The sequence below is a fragment of the Pseudomonas sp. LBUM1656 genome (genome assembly GCF_059716065.1).
This window is the reverse complement of the sequence record NZ_CP166800.1, coordinates 5,159,161-5,179,650: the sequence shown is the minus strand read 5'-3', so window position 1 is coordinate 5,179,650 and position 20,490 is coordinate 5,159,161. Positions and strand designations below refer to the sequence as shown.

Annotated in this window: 13 protein-coding genes; 8 read left to right on the top strand and 5 right to left on the bottom strand. The window is 58.2% G+C overall.

Annotated features, from left to right (window positions below; all coding sequences use genetic code 11):
- Nucleotides 1–49: 49 nt before the first annotated feature.
- Entirely contained in the window at nucleotides 50–1,432 is a 1,383-nt protein-coding gene (locus ACA072_RS23360) for a carbohydrate porin (protein ID WP_497620884.1), read from the bottom strand.
- 361 nt (nucleotides 1,433–1,793) lie between these two features.
- Here ACA072_RS23360 and ACA072_RS23355 point away from each other — a divergent pair, with 361 nt between their 5' ends.
- The gene (locus tag ACA072_RS23355; protein WP_131060937.1) at nucleotides 1,794–2,024 is read left to right on the top strand and encodes a VF530 family protein; all 231 of its coding nucleotides are present in this window, start codon (nucleotides 1,794–1,796) and stop codon (nucleotides 2,022–2,024) included.
- Between the two features lie 2 nt (nucleotides 2,025–2,026).
- The gene (locus tag ACA072_RS23350; RefSeq protein WP_497620883.1) at nucleotides 2,027–2,677 is read left to right on the top strand and encodes a Pr6Pr family membrane protein; all 651 of its coding nucleotides are present in this window, start codon (nucleotides 2,027–2,029) and stop codon (nucleotides 2,675–2,677) included.
- Between the two features lie 173 nt (nucleotides 2,678–2,850).
- Here the strand turns inward: ACA072_RS23350 and ACA072_RS23345 are convergent, their stop codons facing one another.
- Together ACA072_RS23345 and ACA072_RS23340 are read right to left on the bottom strand one after the other, a co-directional pair.
- Nucleotides 2,851–3,636, bottom strand: a complete 786-nt coding sequence (locus tag ACA072_RS23345) for a siderophore-interacting protein (RefSeq protein ID WP_497620881.1) — start codon at nucleotides 3,634–3,636, stop codon at nucleotides 2,851–2,853.
- Complete coding sequence (locus ACA072_RS23340; RefSeq protein WP_497620879.1) at nucleotides 3,633–4,211, bottom strand: PadR family transcriptional regulator; 579 nt, start codon at nucleotides 4,209–4,211, stop codon at nucleotides 3,633–3,635. The genes ACA072_RS23345 and ACA072_RS23340 overlap by 4 nt, the downstream gene beginning before the upstream one ends.
- A gap of 522 nt (nucleotides 4,212–4,733) precedes the next feature.
- Between ACA072_RS23340 and ACA072_RS23335 the strand changes: the two genes are divergently transcribed.
- The 6 genes from ACA072_RS23335 to ACA072_RS23310 all read left to right on the top strand — a co-directional run bounded on the left by ACA072_RS23335 (nucleotide 4,734) and on the right by ACA072_RS23310 (nucleotide 11,732).
- Nucleotides 4,734–5,225 carry a CS1 type fimbrial major subunit gene (locus tag ACA072_RS23335; protein ID WP_497620878.1) on the top strand — a complete coding sequence of 164 codons (492 nt, stop codon included), beginning with the start codon at nucleotides 4,734–4,736 and terminating at the stop codon, nucleotides 5,223–5,225.
- A 113-nt stretch (nucleotides 5,226–5,338) separates the two neighbouring features.
- On the top strand, nucleotides 5,339–7,861 hold the full coding sequence (locus ACA072_RS23330) for a TcfC E-set like domain-containing protein (RefSeq protein WP_497620875.1): 2,523 nt from the start codon (nucleotides 5,339–5,341) through the stop codon (nucleotides 7,859–7,861).
- A gap of 39 nt (nucleotides 7,862–7,900) precedes the next feature.
- Entirely contained in the window at nucleotides 7,901–8,641 is a 741-nt protein-coding gene (locus tag ACA072_RS23325) for a molecular chaperone (protein ID WP_497620873.1), read from the top strand.
- A gap of 5 nt (nucleotides 8,642–8,646) precedes the next feature.
- Nucleotides 8,647–9,138: a CS1 type fimbrial major subunit gene (locus ACA072_RS23320; RefSeq protein ID WP_497620872.1), complete on the top strand. Its 492-nt coding sequence runs from the start codon at nucleotides 8,647–8,649 to the stop codon at nucleotides 9,136–9,138.
- A 66-nt stretch (nucleotides 9,139–9,204) separates the two neighbouring features.
- Nucleotides 9,205–10,422: a hypothetical protein gene (locus ACA072_RS23315; protein WP_497620870.1), complete on the top strand. Its 1,218-nt coding sequence runs from the start codon at nucleotides 9,205–9,207 to the stop codon at nucleotides 10,420–10,422.
- 62 nt (nucleotides 10,423–10,484) lie between these two features.
- Nucleotides 10,485–11,732: a hypothetical protein gene (locus tag ACA072_RS23310; RefSeq protein WP_497620868.1), complete on the top strand. Its 1,248-nt coding sequence runs from the start codon at nucleotides 10,485–10,487 to the stop codon at nucleotides 11,730–11,732.
- Between the two features lie 44 nt (nucleotides 11,733–11,776).
- Here ACA072_RS23310 and ACA072_RS23305 read toward each other — a convergent pair whose 3' ends face one another.
- Both ACA072_RS23305 and ACA072_RS23300 read right to left on the bottom strand, forming a co-directional pair.
- Entirely contained in the window at nucleotides 11,777–16,597 is a 4,821-nt protein-coding gene (locus tag ACA072_RS23305; protein ID WP_497620867.1) for an NEL-type E3 ubiquitin ligase domain-containing protein, read from the bottom strand.
- A gap of 405 nt (nucleotides 16,598–17,002) precedes the next feature.
- The gene (locus tag ACA072_RS23300; RefSeq protein ID WP_497620866.1) at nucleotides 17,003–20,119 is read right to left on the bottom strand and encodes a transglycosylase domain-containing protein; all 3,117 of its coding nucleotides are present in this window, start codon (nucleotides 20,117–20,119) and stop codon (nucleotides 17,003–17,005) included.
- Nucleotides 20,120–20,490 lie beyond the last annotated feature (371 nt).

Genomic DNA, 20,490 nt, shown 5'->3' with positions numbered 1-20,490 from the left:
ACTCCGCCATCGCCAGCAAGCCGGCTCCTACAGGGTCTTTCGGTGTTGGTTAGAACGATGACTGGATCTTTATCCCGCCTATCAGCGCGTCATCGACCTTGTCCACGCCACCGGGGTGACGGATGTATTGCAGGTTCGGGCGCACGGTCAGCCAATTCGTGACGTGCACGCCGTAATAGAGTTCGGCGCTGTATTCGGTGTCTTGGGGCGGCAGAAACGAGGGGTCGTCGTAGTCGAAGACGGCGCGGGCCTGATTGGTCGCTTCGGCGTTCTTGCGATAGGCCGGGTTGACGTGAACCCGGGCGAGCGCGAAGCCGATGTCGTCCTTGGTGCGAGCATCGAACAGGCCTTTATAGACGACGCCTGCCTGGACGTAGTTGTCGATGGCGTTGGTCTTCTTGTCGTGCATCGTGCCGTTGGCAAACACGCTCAAACCGCGAGAGTTGTCGCTGGCGCGGCTGGTGATTTGCTGTTGCACACCCAGCCACACGCCGTGCTTGCTCGACGCGCTGCGGTAAGCCTCACCACTCAGGGCGGCGGGCTGACCATTGTTGTCCTTGTAGGCATCCGTGGCCTTGGCGTTGCTGTAGTAATAACCGGCGCGGTATTCGCCCGGCAGGCCGTTGAGCTTCGGCGACCACACCAGCTCGACCGGCAAAATAGCGCCTTGGGTGCCGCTGCCGCTGAGCTTGAAGCCGTTATCGCGATCGAGGTTCGACGGGTTTTGCTCATACGCGCCAATTTGCGCGTACAGCTCAGGCGTCAGGTGATATTTGACGCGCATCGCCCACTGGCTGACCGGCCAGTTGTACCAGATGCCGCCGACCCAGTTGCCGACCTGCGAACCGCAAAACGCCAGGTTCTGGAAGTCGCACGGGAAGCTGTTGAAGTCCTCGCCTTCGCCAAAGCGGCCGACCTTGATGTCGAGCTTCTGGTTGAAGAATTTCTGCTGATACCACATCTGCGTCAGGCGCCAGGTTTGCCCACGGCCCCAGACCTCCTGCGCCGACGTGAAGCCGCCAACGCGCGGATCATTGATCCGGTCGTTGCTGATGTTGTTGCCACTGCGCTCGGTAATGGTCAGCTGAAATTCAGCGTCGTCCCAGCCGAGGATTTTCTGCAAGTCCAAGTGCGTGCCGAAAGCAAACTGGTCGCTGTAGCGCGCGGTGCGATTGTGGTCGTAGCCGCCGTGCAGATTGCTGCCCATTTCTCCGGTGTAATCGACTTTGAAGTCGTAGCCTTTTTCCGAAATCTCGGTGCGCGTGCCGTTCCAGTCGCCAAGCATCCAGGGCGATTCACTATCGAAAGCGGGAGCGGCCTGGGTGCAGGTGGCAAGGCCAAAAGCGCTGAACCCAGCGATGAGGTTCAGGGCTTTTCGGCTGACAATAGCGGTGAAGACAGCGCTGTCTCGCGGAACTGGGAAATCAGGCATAGAGAAGGAATTCTTGATCTTTTTCTGGGGGAGTGAAATGAAAGCGGCACTATGTCGCGGGCGGATGAAGCGTTTCAGCTTGACGGGCGCAAGGATAATGTCCTGTTACAAATAGAGAAAGCGCTTTTGCTGACATGGAGCGTTTCGGATTTGGTAACAGTCGGTGGGAAAAGATCGCAGCCTCGTTTCACTCGACAGCGCCTACAGGTGAACTCCAATGCAGGAGCTGTCGAGTGAAACGAGGCTGCGATCTTTTGCGTTTCACCTACATTTACCTGACAGCACACAGATCGCTTCCCCCCAACGAAGCCCTCGGCTAAGGTGCGCGGCTTCCCATCCTTACATCGCTCGAAGGCCCGGCATGACCGAACAGAACAACAACCCGCTGCACGGCGTGACGCTGGAGCAAATCCTCAACGCCCTGGTTGAACATTACGAATGGTCGGGGCTGGCCGAGCGCATCGATATCCGCTGTTTCAAGAGCGACCCGAGCATCAAGTCGAGCCTGACCTTCCTGCGCAAAACCCCGTGGGCCCGGGAGAAGGTCGAACACTTGTACGTGAAGCTGATGCGCACCAAGCGCCCGCTCTGAACATGATCAGCCTATCGACGCCAGGTTCTGCCGCGAGGCGTCGTTTTGTTGCGGTGGCTGCGGTGCTGGGTTGGTCGGGACTGGCCATTCAGCTGTACCTGATCCTCTACTCACGCTGGACGCTGGAAGCCAGTTTGCTGGGTGGGTTGATGAGCTTTTTCAGCTACTTCACCGTGCTGACCAATACGTTGGTGGCGGTGGTGCTGACCTGTGAGTGGACCCCTCGCGAATCGGCGGCGCGACGCTGGTTTTTGCAACCGTGGGTCAGCAGCGCGATTGCCGTGAGCATCGTTGTCGTAGGCTTGGCCTACAGCCTGTTGTTGCGCCACTTGTGGCATCCAGAAGGCTGGCAGTTTTTGGCTGACGAGCTGATGCATGACGTCATGCCGCTGCTGTTTCTGGCGTATTGGTGGTTCTGTGTGCCCAAAGGCACATTGCGCTTGCGGCATATCGGCTTGTGGGTGATTTACCCGCTGGTGTACTTCGCCTATTCGCTGCTGCGCGGGCATGAGTTGGCGGTTTATCCCTATCCGTTCATTGACGTCGGCTCGCTGGGTTATCCACAGGTGTTTTTGAATGCGGGGGGATTGTTGGTTGGGTTTGTGGTGATCGCTCTAATTATTATCGCGTTGGATCGGTGGCGTGGTCAGTGAACACTGATGGTGATGTGAAGGGCTTTTGTGGCGAGGGAGCTTGCTCCCGTTGCGCTGCGCAGCAGTGCTTAAACCTGCAACCGGGTTTTAACTGAGTCACCACGCAGGCTGATTTTACGACTGCTTCGCAGCCGAACGGGAGCAAGCTCCCTCGCCACACTATCGAGTTGCAGTTATTCCTCGTCGCTGCCATCGGCCCGCCAGTAACCCACGGCTTTGACAAACTGCTCATTCAAACCATGCACATCAAGCAGCACTCGACGAATCTGCCGTGACACCTTGGTCTCGGTCGCGATCCACGCATACAGATCGCCGCTGGGCACTTGCAGTTGCTTCACGGTGGTCAGCAAATTGTCTTTGCCACCCTCGCGCAAGACCCAGATCACATTGACCTGTGCGGCGCTTTCCAGGCGTTGCTGCTCGGCGCCGTTCTCCACTTCCACGATTACCAGCGCACGCCGATTGGCCGCCAGGCCTTCGAGCCGGCGGGCGATGGCGGGCAGGGCGGTTTCGTCGCCGATCAGCAGGTAGCTGTCGAACATGTCCGGCACGATCATCGAGCCCCGTGGCCCGCCGATGTGCAGGAACTGGCCGGGTTGGGCCTGCTCGGCCCACGTCGAAGCAGGGCCGTCGCCGTGGAGGACGAAATCGATGTCCAGTTCCAGGGCATCGAGGTCGTAACGACGGGGCGTGTAGTCGCGCATCGCTGGCATCGGCCCATTGTCTTTACCGGCGCCGAGCACCAGGGTTTCCAGTGCTGCTTGCTCCGCCGCGTTTTGCGGGAACAGCAGTTTGACGTGGTCGTCCGTGCCCAGGCTGACGAAACCGGCCAGTTCCGGGCCGCCCAGGGTAATCCGGCGCATCCGTGGGGTCAGGTCGACCACGCGCAGCACTTCCAGACGACGGCGTTTGATCTCATGGGTGACACGGTGAATGGATTGCACGATCACTTCAGTCATTCGGCTTTCTCCTGAACGGGTTGAACGGCGGGGCCATCGACGATGGCTTTGGCGGTGTTGTTAAGCAGGTCGCGCACCCGCAGGATTTCTTCAGGGCTCCAGCGGCCGTGGTGCATTTGCAAGGCGTGACGCAAGTTGTGCACAGCCTCGTGGATCTCGGCCGGACGATCCTGGCCGCGCAATGAGCGCTTGCTGACCTCGATGCGCATCCGCACGCCGTCCAGCGCAATCGCCTGATCAGTCAACGACAGCCGTCCGGCGTCGGTGATGCTGTAGCGTTTTTTTCCGCCCTCGGCATCGCCCAGGATCATTTCGCTTTCTTCAAGAAAGGTCAGGGTCGGGTAAATCACACCGGGGCTGGGGCTGTAGGCGCCGTCGAACATGCTTTCGATCTGGCGGATCAGGTCATAGCCGTGGCAGGGCTGCTCGGCGATCAACGCCAACAGCAGCAGTTTCAGGTCGCCGGGGGCGAACACCCGGGGGCCGCGTCCGCCGCGCTCACGGCCGGGGCCGGGGCGTTTTTCGAAACCGTCGCGGCTGTCGTTGTGGTCTCGATGGGAATGATGGTCTCTCATTTTTGCGTCTTCTCTCGTCGTGTTTAGATACAACTTAAGATATATCTTTAGGCTTGTGCAAGCGTTCTGGACCAACGGTCGAGAATCATGTCTGCCTCGGTCACTGCTGGGTGCCTGGCGCAATGAGCGACGAGAGATGAAGCATTGGTTGCTCTTTTAGAGTAATTGAACTAATTGTAGGGTCTCGCCGATAGATATTTATTACATTGTCATGAGATAAGTAGTCCGGGTCTTACGGAAGTTTAATTAGTTCTGGTCTGTGTGCTTTTTCAGGTAGAACTGTGTGTAGTATTTCTCTGAGAGTAAAACAATAAAATTATTGTTTTACTCTTTTTTTTCCTGCACTTCGAAAGCCATCGTTACTACATGTTCTTCGGAAGTTGCGTACTTACTTTCTCAAAGGATTGGACGATCATTCTCCGGCGTCGAAAGTTAAGCGAAATCGCCAACACAGGAGTGAATGGCGATGGCTTGTTCATACTTTCCTCGGCCCAATCCTTTGAAAAAGACAGGTACTCAATAATGTTCAAGAAGTTTGCAATCGCCGTTCCGATGACCCTCCTGGCCCTGAGCGCTTCGATGGCGTTCGCTGCGGAAGAATCGCGCACCTCCATCAACATTACCGCTGAAATCCCGAGCAAGGTTTTCCACGCTCAGCCTGTAGACAAAGACTTCGGTAAAGACGAGAAAATGCAGTACGTCGTCGGTACCGGCGTCCTGTCGGAGGTCCGTGGAACCTTTGATATTCAACACACCAATGGCTCGGTAGGCGCTTACGTCGTCGGCGGTCCTACGCCGCTGTTCAACGGCAATGCGACCTTGAACATTCCCCTGACCTACACCTTCAACGGCAAGGAATTGACCGCCGATTCTCAGGAAGTGGTCGGTGACGTAGAGTCCAATGGTGGCATGCGCGCAGACCTGGTCATTACTGCAGCTAAACCGGGCAACAATCAGGTGGGTGTATACACCGCCAACCCGGTCGTCATGTTTGATGCCATTCCGCGCATTTAAACCAAAGCGCGTTCTGTAAGTCAGTTCTGGCCTACTTGATAACGCTCACCGATCGATAGGGGTCATCCCTGTCGATCGGGTTTCAACGAATTCATCTTCAGAGTATTTCGTTCATGTTCCCGATGACTCCCATCGCGACGGCACTTGCCCTATGTTTTTGTGCAACTGTCCTGGCCGCGCCAGCGGATAACGGTACTACACCACGAAGTCTGCTGGCGCAGGCAAAGGGTTTGCCGAGCGAGTTCGAAGAGCATTTCTTCGATGTGCCGCTGGCGGTGCGCGTGGAACTTGATCAACAGTTTCTCGGTGAGGCGATGGTCGTGTTGACCCGCGACGATCGCATCACCCTCGTTGACTTCTCCGATGTCAGCGACAGCACGATCAAGCCCGGTGAACGCGACATCTGGGCCAACTATCTGAAACAGGGCGGGGTGCTGGGAGCCTGCCAGGCCAACTGCCCCGAGCAACTGTTGGCGGTGCACTACAGCCTGGAAAATTCCCTGGTATCGATCCTCACGGAAAACGCGGAGCGCGATGATCAGGTTCAGCTGTATTACAACCAGCCAGAAGGCGGCAGTACCGGGTTGATCGTGCGCAACCAGTTGAACCTCAATGGCGGCCAGAACCAGGACCTCGGTGGTCGTTACGGTCTGGAAGCCAGCAGCAGCCTGGGCAACTGGACTCAAGCGGTCAATTTGCAGTTGTCCCGCCTGGGCGGTGTGGACAACCAGACCTATCACGCCGTGCATGAGCTTTTTACCCAGCGCGAACTGGAAGGCAGCTTTCTACGTCTGGGCCTGTTCACACCCAACTCGGAAGGCCTGACCCGTCAGCCGCGCTCCTTTGGCGCCAGCCCCGACACCGCGGTGGGCGTCATGTACGGCAGCTCCGACAGCCTGGCCATCAACAACCCGAAACCGGCGGTCTACCCGATCTACGTCACGGCCAATCGCCAGGGCTCGGTGGAAATCTATCGCGACGGTTTGCTGATCAACACTCAGTCGATGCCGGCCGGTCTACAGACCCTCGATACGCGGCCCCTGCCGGGTGGCATCTATGAAGTGGAAGTGCGCCTGATCGAAGACGGTCAGATCACCTCCAGCACTCAGGAACTGGTCTACAAACCCAACAACTGGCGCAATCATGACGAGCGCTGGCGCTACAACCTGTTCGCCGGGCGTGAATCGAAAGTGCTCAGCAATTGGGATGAACAGGTGGACGGCGACATGACCGCCGGCGCCGCATTCAACTTTCTGCTGCATCCGCGGGTGATCCTCGGCCTGTCGGGTCGACAGGTGAAAGACGCCCTGCAATACGGCACGTCGGTCGACTGGGCCATCGTCAACAACGCCAGCGTCTATGCCAACGTCTACAAGACCCAGGACTACGGCACCGGCCTCGACGTGCAGGGCCTTTATTCCTACGGCAGTGGCAGCATCGTCGCCAGCCATAACCGCAGCTGGCTCGACACCACCCGGCTCTACGACACCCTGCCCGACGGCACGCGAGTGCGGCAGCGCAACGTGTTTATCGGCCAGACCAGCAACTCGTCGTTGTCGGTGAATCACCGACTCACCAGCAAAAGTTCGGTCAATGCCCGGGTGTCCCACAGTGAAGGCAACACTGAAGGCGTCGGCGTTGATCTGGGCTGGACCCAGCGCACGCAACTGTTCGGCAGCGACGCCAACTGGCGCCTGTCGCTGTTCGACCGTCCGGGCAGTTTCAGCTCGGGAGATGATCGAAATCGTGGCCTTGATTTGAGTGTGAACATCGCCCTGGGTGGCCCGGGAGAGCAGCTGTCCGGCAGCCTCGGCACACGTACCGATCGCGACGGCGGGCGCGATAACAATGCCTCGATCACCTACCGCAAAAGCTTGCAGGATCACCTGCTGCAAAGCGTTTCCGCGACGGCTATCACCGACACCTATGGCATCGGCTTGAATGCGCTGGCGACGATGCAATCGGACCGGGTCAACGGCGATGGGTTCGTCCAACGCTCGTCCTACAACAACGACCTCACCGGCGGCCTGAACCTCGATAGCACCGTCGCCGTCGGCGGGCAAAAAATGATCATGACCAGCCAATACCACCGCGACGGTGCGGGCATGATCATCGATGTCGAATCGGACATCGACGACATCACGTTGCGCGCCGACGATTTGAGTGGCGGCAGCGCGGTACTCAAACCCGGGCGCAATTTCGTGCCGATCACGGCCTACAAAAGCAGCTCCGTCAGTTTCGATTTCGAAGGCAACCACGTTCCAGCCGCGACCATCCAGCCGGCCCGTTCCAGCTATCACCTGAACAAGGGCGGCGTGGACTATCGCCAGATTCGCGTGATGCGAACCCTCACCGTACTCGGCCGCCTGATCGATCCTCAGGGCAACCCGCTCAAGGGCCACCACATCATCAACCACGCCAGTCGCGGGGTGAGTGAGGTGGACGGCTTCTTCTCCATGGAAATGAACGCCGGTTCACCGACCCTGGAAGTGCGCTACGGCAACCAGTTGCTGTGCCAGTTCCGACTCGATCCGGGCAGCGGCCGCACGGAAAACAACGTGCTGATGATCGGCGATCTGCGTTGCACGCCGGATACGTTGGCGGACCTGACGCTTGAGACGTCGACGGCAGGCTGATGCCCGGCACAACGCACTTTTTCTATGAGGTAAATGACGATGAAACGGCGGTTGGCACTGATTGGTTTTTGTTTGTTCACCCAGACGGCGCACGCCGGGCCGAGCATCAATATCGGTACGGTTTACGACTATCTGGATGGCGACAAAAGTACGTTTTTGAAACGCGTCTTCAACGGCGGCGACAGCACCGCCTTCGTCAAGGTCAACATCCTTGAAATCCTCTACGACGCCGAGGGCAAGTCGCAGGAGGTGCCGCTCAAATCCAGTGCCGACGGCACTGCCCGGGACGGCTTGATGGCCAGCCCGGCGCGGCTGATCGTGCCCGCCAGTGGCATGCAAGGCACGCGATTGCTGTACATGGGCGCCCGCGACAAAGAGCGCTATTTCCGCGTGCGTTTCGTGCCGGTGGTGCCCGAGAAAGAAGACGAATTCGCGGTCTCCGGCGAGGAGCGTGAGGAATACAAGAAAACCCTCTCCGCCGGGGTCACGGTGCTGGCCGGTTATGGCGCGGTGTTTTTCGTCCGTCCCAAGGACACGCGTTACGTCAGCGTGATCGAGAACGAGGCGGCCAGGTATCGGATCCGCAACAACGGCAACACCGTGGTGGTGATCGATGAGTTCAAGGATTGTTCGGCAAAGAACGAGCAGGACTGCCAGCCCACCACCAAGCACCACATTCTGGCCGGGCGCAGTTTCGAGTTCGAGAAACAGGCTGGTCGCGAGTACCGCTTCACGCTGGTTGAAGGCGAGAGCAGCAAGAAACTCGATGTGAAAGGCTGATGACCATGTTCAGAAAACTCACGGTTCTGATGGTGTCGGCAATGGCCTGCCATTCAGCATTTGCCGCCCGCGAAGTGCAGCACTTCGAAGTGTTCGTGACGATCCCGAGCCAGGCGTTCTACGTCATTCCCGCAGACCCCGACTGGATTCACCGTGAACAGCCATTGCCGTGGAATCTGGCGACCTCGACCCTGGGTGGCTTGCGCAAGTATTTTGATGTGAAGAATGAAGCCGGCTCCATCGAAGCCCGCCTTGAGGGCAGGCCCTACTTGTCCAACGGGACTGCCGCCCATGACATTGGTTTGCGGGTTCTGTTCAACGACAAGGTGTTGAGCGAGGGGGAAAGCCGCGAGGTGGTTTCGCTGAGCGAAGCGGCGCAGGGCAAGCGGGTTTTACTGCAAATCGTGCCGGTGCCACCTGCCGATGGGGTTTATAGGCCCGGCAATTATTTTGGCAGCGTCAACCTGGTTTTCAACGCGGTGCTGCCGGGTGAGTAATCAGGGCAATGTTCGGAAGATAGAAAACCGGGATGAAGCCACTGGCGCAAAGGGAGCAGATAGATCATGAACATACTCAGGAGGGCGAGCCGACTTTGTGTGCTGGTTTTGGCTGGGTCATGCACGATGTCGGTCGAGGCAGTAACCCTGGAGATGACGGCCGTATTCCGGCCGGATCCGGCCAAACCGATGCAAAATGCCTTCGAAAATACAACGCCTCCTGGAGGGTATTGCAAGGATCATCCTTCCTATTGCGAAAACGGTGTTTTCAGCATCGCGTTACCCATTCGTTTCAGGTCCGTTGCCCCTATTGCGGCGATGCATGATGAACGTCAGGGGCCGATGTTCCGGGTGCCTTCGTACTGGAAGGACGTGACGGTCATTCACGAAGCAACGGGTGAAGCCGAGACGGTGAAAATACGCATAAACGGCATTGGAGCGGCCTATACGATCAAAACGCCTCTTCCTGGAGGGGTCTGGTCAAGCACCTGGGTTTATGCACCTGCTCCCTGCACCTACGGCGGTGTGGGTTATGGCTCTAGCCTGTATTACGCGTTTTTCTGGAGGGTTCCGGCCAATGCGGGCGTGTGTGCCAAGCAGGCTCAAAAGGACATTACCGACGCCCACCAGTTTGCTTATCAGGACGCTGGTTTTTCCTACCAAATGATCACGCCCAACCCGCTCACCATGTCGACGGGCACGTACCGCGGAACAATGAACTACACCGTTGGACCGCATCGTGATTTCGACATGGGTGACGTCATGTTGCCTGACGATGATTTGATCACGCTCAACTTCACCCTGAACGTCCAGCACACGCTCAAGGTTGATATTCCCCCTGGTGGCAACCGAGTCGAACTGGTCCCGCAGGGCGGCTGGCAGGCCTGGCTGACCCAGGGACGCAAGCCGACGCGGCTGTTCCGGGATCAGACGTTCAATATCTCTTCGTCGAGTCGTTTCAAGATGAGCCTGGACTGCCAGTACAGCCTGGATGGCAACCGCTGTTCGGTGCGCGATCCGGTTTCAGGTCATGTCGTGCCGCTCGACGTCAGCCTGACCCTGCCCAACGGCCTGGTAGATGCCGCCGCCCAACCGGTCAGTCACCGACCGTTGCGGCGCGACGGCAGTAGCACCGAGCTTTTCCAGCCGCGCTTTTATGTCGATCGCAAACCGGGAACGTTGCACTTCGATATTGCGCAGGATGAGGTCGGTGAAATGCTCAAGCCCGGTGTCGCCAGATCTTACTCGGGCAATGTCACGGTGATCTGGGATTCGGAGGTTTAGCCAGCGCCTGGAGGACCCGTTCAGAAAGGCTGAGCATCAATATGGAACTTGAAGGAATGACAATGCGCTTTCTACGTGGGAAATCAGTTCGACTGGTGAGCAGCCTGGCGTGTGCTGTGCTTGCACTTCCCGTCCAGGCAGCCGTTATCGAGATCGAAGCGGTATTCGAGCCCGACTCATCGAAGCCGAATAAAAACGTATTCGTCAACATGACGCCGTCCGAGGGTTTTTGCCGGCAGATACCGCAAGCCTGTGCGCCCTATAACCTGTTCAGTCTTGGGGCGCCGATTTCATTCACGGCCAATGCGCCAATCCTGGCCAACCATGCGGACCCGCGGCAGGGGGGGATGGCCCGCGTACCCTCGGACTGGAGAGACGTGGTGGTCACTCATGAATCGGGTGATACACAAATCCTTTCCATACGCATCGGCGGGATTGGGCACGAAGCCGCAACTCCCCGTCCTGTCACTGAGTTGACCGGGGGAGGATGGTGGGACGACTTATGGGTAGGGGGTGGTTGGGTCAATGCGCCCGTACCCTGTTCGAGTGTTGGCTGGTATTCGGCGGGGCCCTCCGGTTACAACAGTTTTTGGAGAGTCGGCAGAGGGGCGGGGGTGTGCAGCAAGAAGGCAAAATTCGATATACCGCTTTCGTTTCGTTACTTGTACTTCGTTTTTGCTTACGAGCTGCGTACGCCTGACCCCCTGGCCATGAAGTCCGGCAAATACACCGGCACCATGCCATACACGGTCGGTCCTCATCAGGACTTCGACATGGGCGATGTCATGATTCCCAGTGACAACCAACTGACCCTCAACTTCTCTCTGGATGTTCGGCACACCCTCAAGGTCGAGATACCGCCGGGCGGCAATCGCGTCGAACTGGTCCCGCAGGGCGGTTGGCAAGCCTGGCTGACGCAGGGGCGCAAGCCGACACGGCTGTTTCGTGATCAGACATTCAATGTGTCTTCGTCGAGTCGCTTCAAGATGAGCCTGGACTGCCAGTACAGCCTGGATGGCAACCGCTGCTCGGTGCGCGATCCGGCTTCAGGTCATGTCGTGCCGCTCGACGTCAGCCTGACCCTGCCCAATGGCCTGGTGGATGCCGCGGCCCAACCGGTCAGTCGCCGGCCGTTGCGGCGCGACGGCAGTGGCACTGAGCTTTTCCAGCCGCGCTTTTATGTCGATCGCAAACCGGGAACCTTGCACTTCGAGATTGCGCAGGACGAGGTCGAGGAAATGCTCAAGCCTGGTGTCGCCAGATCTTACTCGGGCAACGTAACGGTGATCTGGGATTCGCAAGTGGGTTAAGGGTTGAACCCTGATGCATCAGCCGATGCATCAGGGGTCGTCGATTACTGCTGTGCGTCTTTTTTCAGTGCTGCGCGGGTCAGCGTTCTGCTCAGCTCTTTTTCTTCGTAGCCCATGTCGTGAAGCAATCTGCCGTAGACCTCGCCGGTCATGACTTCGTCGGTCAGCACCAGGCTGTCATTGACATTCAGTCGCCGGGCGAGGTCTAGCAGGCGTTGTTTAAGCGCTCGTCGCTGTGCGATCTGCAGGCTCTTGGAGCCGGCCCAGGCCTGTTGTACCTCGCGTAACTCATCCAGCAAGTCATTCTTGGTTTCGTACAGCCGGGCATTGCGCCTGAACTCGTTCGGGTAAGTGTCCTGCAAGTATTTCTGCCAGAACGGCAGATCGATCATGTCGTTGACCAACCCGTCGCCGGCTTCCATCGATTTCACCGTGTCGAAGGCCGTGTCGAGGGTTTTGGCGCTCACGTTGGCCAGGGGGCGAAACAGCATCGATTCCGATTGCCACGGCAAGCCGAGGCGTTGAGCCAGGCCGGTTTCGTAAGCGAGATAGACTTCCACCTCATCGGGATTGCCCGCACGGCTGCCGAAGTCGGTACGGGCAATGTCATCTACGCGCGAGAGGCGCGCGGCACCTTTTGCCAGATTCACCAACTTGCTTTCAAGCACTGCATTGGACGTCGACAAGGCATAGGCTTCGGATGCGAGCACCTTGATGCCCATGTGGTTGAACACCTGAGCCCCGGCATCGGCGCAAGTGGTGGGCGCCCTGGCCATTTCGAACAATTCCTTGCGCAACTCGGTGTCCAGGTCGATGGCTTCGACCATGCGCCATACCCGGCTGCTGAGCTGTTGACGCAAATCACTACCGGCTTGGTAATCGGCCGAGCGTGTCTGTTTCTGGATCAAGGCAAAGAAATCTTCGGAGCCAGGCTCGGTCATCAGATCGTGCCAGGCTTCCTCCCGGAAAGTACCCAGCCCTGAGACCTCGGCACTCCACCAGACAGAGTCGTCGTTCATTGGCCACAGGTTCATCGCGTCTCTTGCAGCGTCGGCGTAGACCTGCCTGGTAGCGATGCCGACTGACCGACGATAGGCTTTGAAAATGACCAGGTTTTTGTCCGAGAGCTGTTTTTCGTACAAGCGGGTCCGCGCCAGGAGGAAGGCATCCTCCGAGCCGGGTGCGACCGTCGGAATGACGCTGATCGGGTTCTCCTGCAAATCCAGAAAAAAGCCACGCGGTCTACGCTTGTTGAAGGGCCCGAACAGGCCATCGGGCCAAGTGGTGGCTCCGGTGTTGCTCAAGCTCAGGATTCTCAGTTTGGGCATGCGGCCGACGTCCGGGAGCCTGCCCAGTTGCCTGTTGTCATCGAGCCTGAGGGTTTCCATGTGGGTCAGGTTGCGCAGTTGCTCGACCGCCGAGGGGGTCAACGTGATTTCGTTGTTCGTCAGCCGCAAGGTTCGCAGGTAGTGCATCTTGCCGATGGTTTCGGGGAGTCGCGTCAACCCGCAGCTTCGGGCGCTCATTTGCCGAAGATGAGGGAAGTCGCTCAACAGGCCGGAGGAGGTTTCGGAAAAGTTCGTGCGGTCCAGATTCAAGGTGTTGATCTGATCCAGGTAGTGCTTCATATCTGGCAGCTCCTTCCACCAGCGTTCGAGATCGAGCACGTCGTACTCGGTGGAAAGGTCCAGCGCATAACCGCCGTCGACAGTGATATTGCGCTCACCGAAAACGTCGGGTGTTCTTGAGAAACACTCGATAAGCCGTATGGCAATGTGCTGCCCGCCACCGTTTACGAACCCTTGTCGATCAGGCCCCCACGTATCGATTCGCTGGTTTTGCCAGCGACCGATCAGCTTGTGAAGGTCATGTAGTTCTCGATCCAGCCTCGTCAGTGTCTGATGCCCTTGTTCTTGCGAACCCAGGGATCGAACGAAGGTATTGACCTCTCGTTCATTGAAGTGGGGGTACAAATCCTCCACCCGTTCGGTGAGCGTGGCGGCGGTGGTCGAGAAACCGGGACCGCGCAACAGCGTCATGTCTTCATGGTCCGCCATCGGACGGACTGGCGGTGCGGCGAGGGCGGTGCGGCGCTGCGCAGGTGTCGCGGTCTTTGCCATCACCCATTGCTTGAAAAACTCACCCTGGCCCGGCCGATAACCCAGCTGCGCGCGTTTGTTTTTCGGCATGGCGTTGAGGACGGCTTCGTAAAAATCATCGGCTTCGTACAGCTTGTGGTTGTCGGCGTCCCAGACTTCGAACCGGTTCCCCTCAGCCTTGACCAGAATCCGAACCGTCGAGGCATCCTGCGCGCCCACGCTGCTGCGCACGGGGCCGGCATCGCTGCCTTCGCGAACCTCGATACGCAACTCAGCGAACGCGTCGGTATGAATCCTCAATGCGTTCAGCACCAGGCTCTCAGTTTGCGCTGTCCACTGCGCACCGTCGTGAAAACCTTCATAGGCATGGTTCGTCCGGGCCTCGAAGACGGCTTCACGCGCACGGCTTTTCAGGCTCAATGGTAGACGCTGCTCCTGATTCATGCGCTGGAGGTCGGCCGCGTCGGCACTGTTGAGCAGCGTCTCTGCCGCACGGGTGGGCAGCTCGGGAAATGTCTGGCGGATGAGGCGGATCTGCGGATCGTCGGACGCTTCTGCACCGTGGTAAAGCTGGTTGAAGATGTCAGCGCTCATTCGATTCGCTTCGTCTGCCAGTCGATTACGCAGCACTTGCACCCGTTCACTTTTGGCAATTGACCGGCCGAACAGGGCTTGCAGCTCTTCTTCGCTGAGAAACTCGGCAAGGTCTGGCGCAAATCGGTCGCTCATGAGGTTCGAAAAACTGGTGGACAGTGTCTGCTCGTCGGTCGCATCGGGATTGCCATACTGGCGGAACCGTCCACTCAAGTCGGCTTTTTCATAGACCTTCAGGGCTTTATCCGCAGGCCAGCCATCCAGGTAAGTCGCCAGCGGTTCAAACCAATAGGAGGAAGGATCGAGGGGCTGACCCGATCGAATCCTTTCGATGGTCTGGCGAGACTGGCGCTGGAGTTTCAGGCGGGTGAGGCTGTCGTCCAGCAGCGGTGGTGGCGCGGTATTGTCGACGTACATCCGGCGCAACGCACCGTCGTCGGTGCCGCTGATGATGCGAACGTCTTCGAGTTCGACGTCGCTGAAGCCGTCCACGGAGTGGCCGAGACGGCGCATCAATGTCGGGCGATCCCAGGCTCGAGGGTTCTCGGCTTCATGAGTCCAGGCACCGCGGCCGTTGTGTTTCAACTCGGGTAAATAAGCATTCTCGCGATGCGGGTGCTTGACGCGATAGTTGCCGGTTTGCGGGTCCTTTTGCACGGCGTAGTGCTTGTCATCCAGTGGCAGAGTGTCCTGGCCTTCGTGGGCATGCAGTCCCAGCGCGTCGGGGCTGGAGTCAGTCGGTAACTGCACATCGGGCAGCTCATAAGGTTTCAGGTCGGGATTCCACAGCCGGGGTTCGCCGTTGGGCAGGGTGACCGGTTTCATGCCTTCGATCAGCGGCGACAGTTTCAAGCGCGCCAACTCGCCAATCTTCGCGCCGGCGGCAAACGCCACCAGGGAAAGAAAGTCCGAAACCGCACCGGCGATATGCTCGCCGGCTTCGGTCCACATTCCCATGGTCATGTCGACAATGCCTTCGATGACGTCGCTGGCCATCTGATACACCGAGTAGACCATCATCATTTCACCCAACCCTGGAACGAACGGCGTGACGACCATCAGGGCGATGTTGAAGATGTCGGAGACTATTTTCTTGAAGTTTTCCCACCAGGCCCATCGGGCATTGGTATCGGCATCGGCGGTGGACACGGCGATGTGTCGGGCGTCGTTGAGGACCTTGTTGAGCTTTTGCTGAAAGAGGTACTCCCAGAGTTCGCCGGGGATCGGTGCGGCTTTGAAATGCAGGCTGGGATGGGTGACGGCCACTTCCCGCCAGCTCGGCCCTTGCTCCAATAGCTCTTTCTGATGCCATTTCACTTTGAACAGACGTTGTTGCAGTCCGCCGAAAAAATGCCCTCGGTCTGATTGATCGACGAACCGGCTGAAGTATTGCTGGTAGGTCATGCCGGTGGACGACACGATTTCGTTGTCGCGCAACTGGCGCGTCAGTTCGTCCATGAAGGCGACGGTCGAGGGGTACTCTTTCAGTGGGTGCTCAGGGTCTTGCGGGACGTAAACGATCACCGGTGTCACGTCACGAATGCGTTGTTCCGGCCTCGGTGTGATCAATACGATTCCGGTCAGCAGGCTGTCGAGGATGGACAGTTCGGCGAATTGCATCACCCGGCCTTTACGGGTGAGGTTGCGCTGGCCATCGAGCATTTTCAGAATCATGTCACTGGCATCGGCGTCGATGTCGCCCGTCAGAACAGCCAGTTGAGCCGCCGCTTTAAACGCGGCTTTTTCGCTCTCGACGATTTTGAGTTTCAAATACCCTTGGGCAAGGCCGTCTTTAGGCAACAATTGTTCTTCAAGGTATTTCGTGTAGCGCGCGCCAATATCCAGATTGCGACACAGGGTCTGGAACTGGGCGATGGACATGTTGCGTTTGATCGGCAGGATATCGAAATGCCCGAGCGCGTCGGGCTGGCTGATGAAGTTAGAGTCTGCCTCGCAGGTTTCTGTGCTCGCGAAGTTGTGCAGGGCCGCATCCAGCAGTGAAACGGTTCGCGTAACCACACCGCCCAGGTCGCTGGCATACCAGGGCAGCTTTTTCGGTAGATAGAGATACAAGTAAGTTGTCGTGACATCGACGTTGACCCCGAACTGTTCCAGCAACGCGTCGGTCAGTAACGGTTCGGCAAACTCATAAACGCCTTGTACCTTATCCAATACACGGTCGACTGTATTTTGAGCGGACCAGAGTTCAAGGTTGGCTTCTTGTAACGGCGTGTGATCGAAATCTTTGGTGGTCTGTACCCAATGCCCTGAAGCCGTTTGTGTGAGGCTCAGCTCCCGAATCCGTCGCAGTGAGGCGCGCTTGAAAGTAGGGTGGATGCGGCTCTTGATGAAATCGTAGTGACGACTTTTATAGTCGTCCCCAGGTGTTGGTAGCGCTGATATACGTCCGTGTAAGTCAGTCATGCGTTGAATAAACCTTGAGCGTTAAGTGGAGTCACCAGCCTAACGCCCGAGGCTCAAAGTAAAAGTCGCAATTACCGCTGCTTAACAAGTGTTCGTCCGCGCAACGCATTGGAATTACCAATGCCGAAAATAATTAATTACCGCCCTCGTTTATCAGCGTCGCGCTACCTCCACCGGCAGGCATTGCGTATGCGTACCTGGTTGCAGATACGGCGTGAGAATCGGCGCCATGCCCTTGAGTACTTGCACCGGCAGCGCCGAGGTGAACTTGAACGCTTCAGCCGTACGCCCGGGTACAAACGCGGTCAACGTGCCAAAGTGGTTATCACCGATGAAGAACACGAAGGTCGCCGTGCGGTTGATCGATTTCGAACTCAGGATACGCCCGCCGGAACCAATGGCTTCGATGCGGTTATCCCCGGTCCCGGTCTTGCCGCCCATGGCCAGGGGTTTGCCATCGGGGGTGATGAAACTGCCGGAAACACGTTTGGCGGTACCGGCGTCCACCACCTGCGACAAAGCCTCGCGCATGGCAGTGGCCACTTCGGACGGCATCACCCGTTTGCCGGCAACCGGGTCATTGATCAGCTTGGTTTCGTACGGGGTATTCGCCGCGAAATGCAGGGTGTCGATGCGCAATGTCGGCATGCGCACACCGTCGTTGAGGATGGTGCCGATCAGCTCGCCCAATGCCGCCGGACGGTCGCCGGAGCTGCCGATGGCGGTGGCCAGCGACGGCACCAGGTGATCGAACGGGTAACCGACTTTCTGCCAGCGTTGATGAATGTCGAGGAAGGCTTCGATCTCCAGCATCGTGCGTATACGGCTGTCACGGGCGCCCTTGTGACGACTCTTGAACAGCCAGCTGTAGACTTCCTGACGCTCGAACTGGCTGGCTTTGACGATCTGGCTCCACTTGGCATCCGGGTTGTTCAGCAGGTAACCCATCAGCCACAGGTCCAGCGGGTGAACCTTGGCGATGAAGCCCTGGTCCGGCAGATCGTAGGCGCCGGGGCTGTAATTCTCGTAGAGCCGCTGCAAGCGTTCGTCGGTGAGTTTTTCGGTGAGCTTCGCGCCTTTGAGGTGCGAGCGTACGAAGGTGTTGAAGCTTTCCTGACTGGCCTGCGGCAGCAGATAACGATGCACTGCTGCCATGCGAATCGGGGTCGGGCGCATGCTGTCGAGGAAGGTGTCGAGCCGCGCCTGGGTATCCTTGTTTTTGTACTTTTTCCAGAATTTGAGGAGGAATGAAGTGCCTTCGCGGTCGGCGAAACTGGCCAGGTATTCCTGACGCCGTGGGTCGCGATCGTCCTTGAGCAATTCGGCGCTGTTGTTGGGGCCGGAATACGTGGTGTAGCGCACCAGGTCACGCATCAGCCGAATGAACGGCAGGTTGATCGATTCTCGCAAGGCATCGCGCAGGGTTGGAATGCGGCCGTTGTCTTCCTTGCGGAAGTTGACGAAGGTGTGCAGCCCGCCGCCGGTGAAAAAGGCTTCGCCAGGGCTGGCGGAATATTTGCGGTCCAGCGCGGCGCCCAGCATGGTCGACAGATTGCGGTCCTTGTTTTGAATCAGGTAATCAACGGCCCAGCGGCTCAGGCGATCCTGATCCGGGATCTCGACTTTCTTCAATTCAGGGATGGTCATTTCGGCATATTTATCGTGCAGCTCGGCCATGATCTGCAGGTAGGTGGTGAGCACGCGCATCTTCGCGGTTGAACCCAGCTCCAGCTTGCTGCCTTCGTTGATGTCGAACGGCTGATCGGTGCTGTCGGTCTGCACCCTTACGCGGGCGCCGTCCGGTGTCTGTTCAAACAGCGTGAAGCTGTAGCGCACCTGGGTGGTACTGGTGGGGGTGAGCAAGCGTTCGCCCATCAGACCGATTTGCGTGGCAAACACCGGGTCGGCCAGGTGTTTGAGGTATTCGGTGGCTTGGGTTTGCAGATCGCCTTGCAGGGTGCTGGTGGCCGACAGGTCGAGACGGTCGAGGTCGTACAGCGGACGGTTGAGCAACCCGCCCAGACGGCTGCGCGCCACACTGATGCCTTTGTTGGTTTCGATCGGCTGGATGGTTGGCTGGGTCTGCCAGTCGCGGTAGGTCACCTTGCTGGCCAGGGCGGCGGCGGCGAAGGGCGCGTCGATCACGCCATTCGCCGCCAGCAGGCGAATGTGGCTGTCAGTGAGGTCGGCCAGTTCATCATGACCCTTGGTCAGGTAATGAGAAGGGCGGCGCTGGGCGATCATCAGCGAGAGCATTTCCCGCAGGGCCAGGCCTTTTTCAGCCATGCTCTTGGGATCCGTGTCGGTGCTGGCCAGCCGTTCGTTGGCCTTGTTGAAATCGGCGCCGTACCAGACCCGCAAGCCCTCGGCCATGCCATGCACTTCACCGTGACCCGGTACTGCCGACAGCGGCACGCTGTTGAGGTAGTCGCGCACCACGTTTTGCCGGGCCTGCAAGGTTTCCGGGCCCGCCTGATATGCCCGCACCGTGGCGGAGATCATCTGCCGGATCTTTTCCGCGCCAGACACCGTCAGGCCATCGGGCGAGTGCCGATACTTTTCAAGTTGCGTCGCCAGCGTACTGCCGCCCGCCGACTGGCCCGGCACGTGAATCAGCTTGGCAACCTGGGACCAGATCGCCATGCCGAACCGCGGCCAGTCCACGGCGGGGTTGGCCAAGGGTTGCTTGGGATCGAGCAAAAAGCGGTTTTCGATAAACAGCAGGCTGTTGACCACCACCGGCGGGATCGCGTCGAAGCTTGAATACAGCTGTTGCGGGTATTTGTACTGATAAAGCGGTGCGGCACGGCAATCGGTGATCGACAACCCCGCCTGGATTTTTTCCGCGTAGGGCACGAAAAAGCCGTTGTCGGTGTAGTCCATCAGCTTTTGCGAGAAGCGGGTCTGTGACGCAATGACGTAGTCACGCTTGAGCAACCGCGGCAAAAACTCGCCCATCGAGCTGTAGCCCAGACGAAGGTCGAAAGGGCCTGCGCCCGGATAGCGAATGGCGTCGCTGGGGCCGGGTTTCATTTCGTAACTCAGGGAGGCGGCGAATTTGCTCGCCTCGCGGGATTGAAACTTCGAGGTGCGCATTTCCTTGGCAGCGGCAAGCCCCAGGACAATCAGAATAATCACCAGCAACAGCCAAAACGCCCCCCAACCGTGCGTCGTACGACTGCCAGGAGGTTTTTCAGGTATAGGCGCTTCATCCACACGTTCAGTCGGAACCACAGTTTTACTCGTATCGGTTTGCCATAACGCGCCCATAGTCGACTGATCCATTCACGCAGATTGATCGGACTTGTCTGAAGCTTAGTCGGTGGTTGGCGATGGTGAAAAAATTGTGGCAGCAAGAATCTCGAATATTTCCCATAACCTGTGGCGAGGGAGCTTGCTCCCGCTCGGCTGCGAAGCAGGCCCAAATTTGCCATCTCGGTCTTTCAGTAGAACCGCGATTACAGGTTTTGCGACTGCTGCGCAGCCGAGCGGGAGCAAGCTCCCTCGCCACAGGGGCGTGCCTGCCTGAAATACCTTTGCTAGACACGTCGAGCGGTAAATAAGGCCAAGGCAGGGGCATGACGATGCACCAATGCTGTGCAATACTCGGCGCCGTTTCAGCTGTGAAAAATCCTACAAAA

Bases quoted from the DNA above. Each gene is read 5' to 3' on its own strand.
- ACA072_RS23330 (WP_497620875.1), top strand. From the start codon at position 5,339: ATGTTCCCGATGACTCCCATCGCGACGGCACTTGCCCTATGTTTTTGT.
- ACA072_RS23355 (WP_131060937.1), top strand. From the start codon at position 1,794: ATGACCGAACAGAACAACAACCCGCTGCACGGCGTGACGCTGGAGCAA.
- ACA072_RS23315 (WP_497620870.1), top strand. From the start codon at position 9,205: ATGAACATACTCAGGAGGGCGAGCCGACTTTGTGTGCTGGTTTTGGCT.
- ACA072_RS23345 (WP_497620881.1), bottom strand. From the start codon at position 3,636: ATGACTGAAGTGATCGTGCAATCCATTCACCGTGTCACCCATGAGATC.
- ACA072_RS23335 (WP_497620878.1), top strand. From the start codon at position 4,734: ATGTTCAAGAAGTTTGCAATCGCCGTTCCGATGACCCTCCTGGCCCTG.
- ACA072_RS23340 (WP_497620879.1), bottom strand. From the start codon at position 4,211: ATGAGAGACCATCATTCCCATCGAGACCACAACGACAGCCGCGACGGT.
- ACA072_RS23320 (WP_497620872.1), top strand. From the start codon at position 8,647: ATGTTCAGAAAACTCACGGTTCTGATGGTGTCGGCAATGGCCTGCCAT.
- ACA072_RS23300 (WP_497620866.1), bottom strand. From the start codon at position 20,119: ATGGGCGCGTTATGGCAAACCGATACGAGTAAAACTGTGGTTCCGACT.
- ACA072_RS23350 (WP_497620883.1), top strand. From the start codon at position 2,027: ATGATCAGCCTATCGACGCCAGGTTCTGCCGCGAGGCGTCGTTTTGTT.
- ACA072_RS23360 (WP_497620884.1), bottom strand. From the start codon at position 1,432: ATGCCTGATTTCCCAGTTCCGCGAGACAGCGCTGTCTTCACCGCTATT.
- ACA072_RS23325 (WP_497620873.1), top strand. From the start codon at position 7,901: ATGAAACGGCGGTTGGCACTGATTGGTTTTTGTTTGTTCACCCAGACG.
- ACA072_RS23310 (WP_497620868.1), top strand. From the start codon at position 10,485: ATGCGCTTTCTACGTGGGAAATCAGTTCGACTGGTGAGCAGCCTGGCG.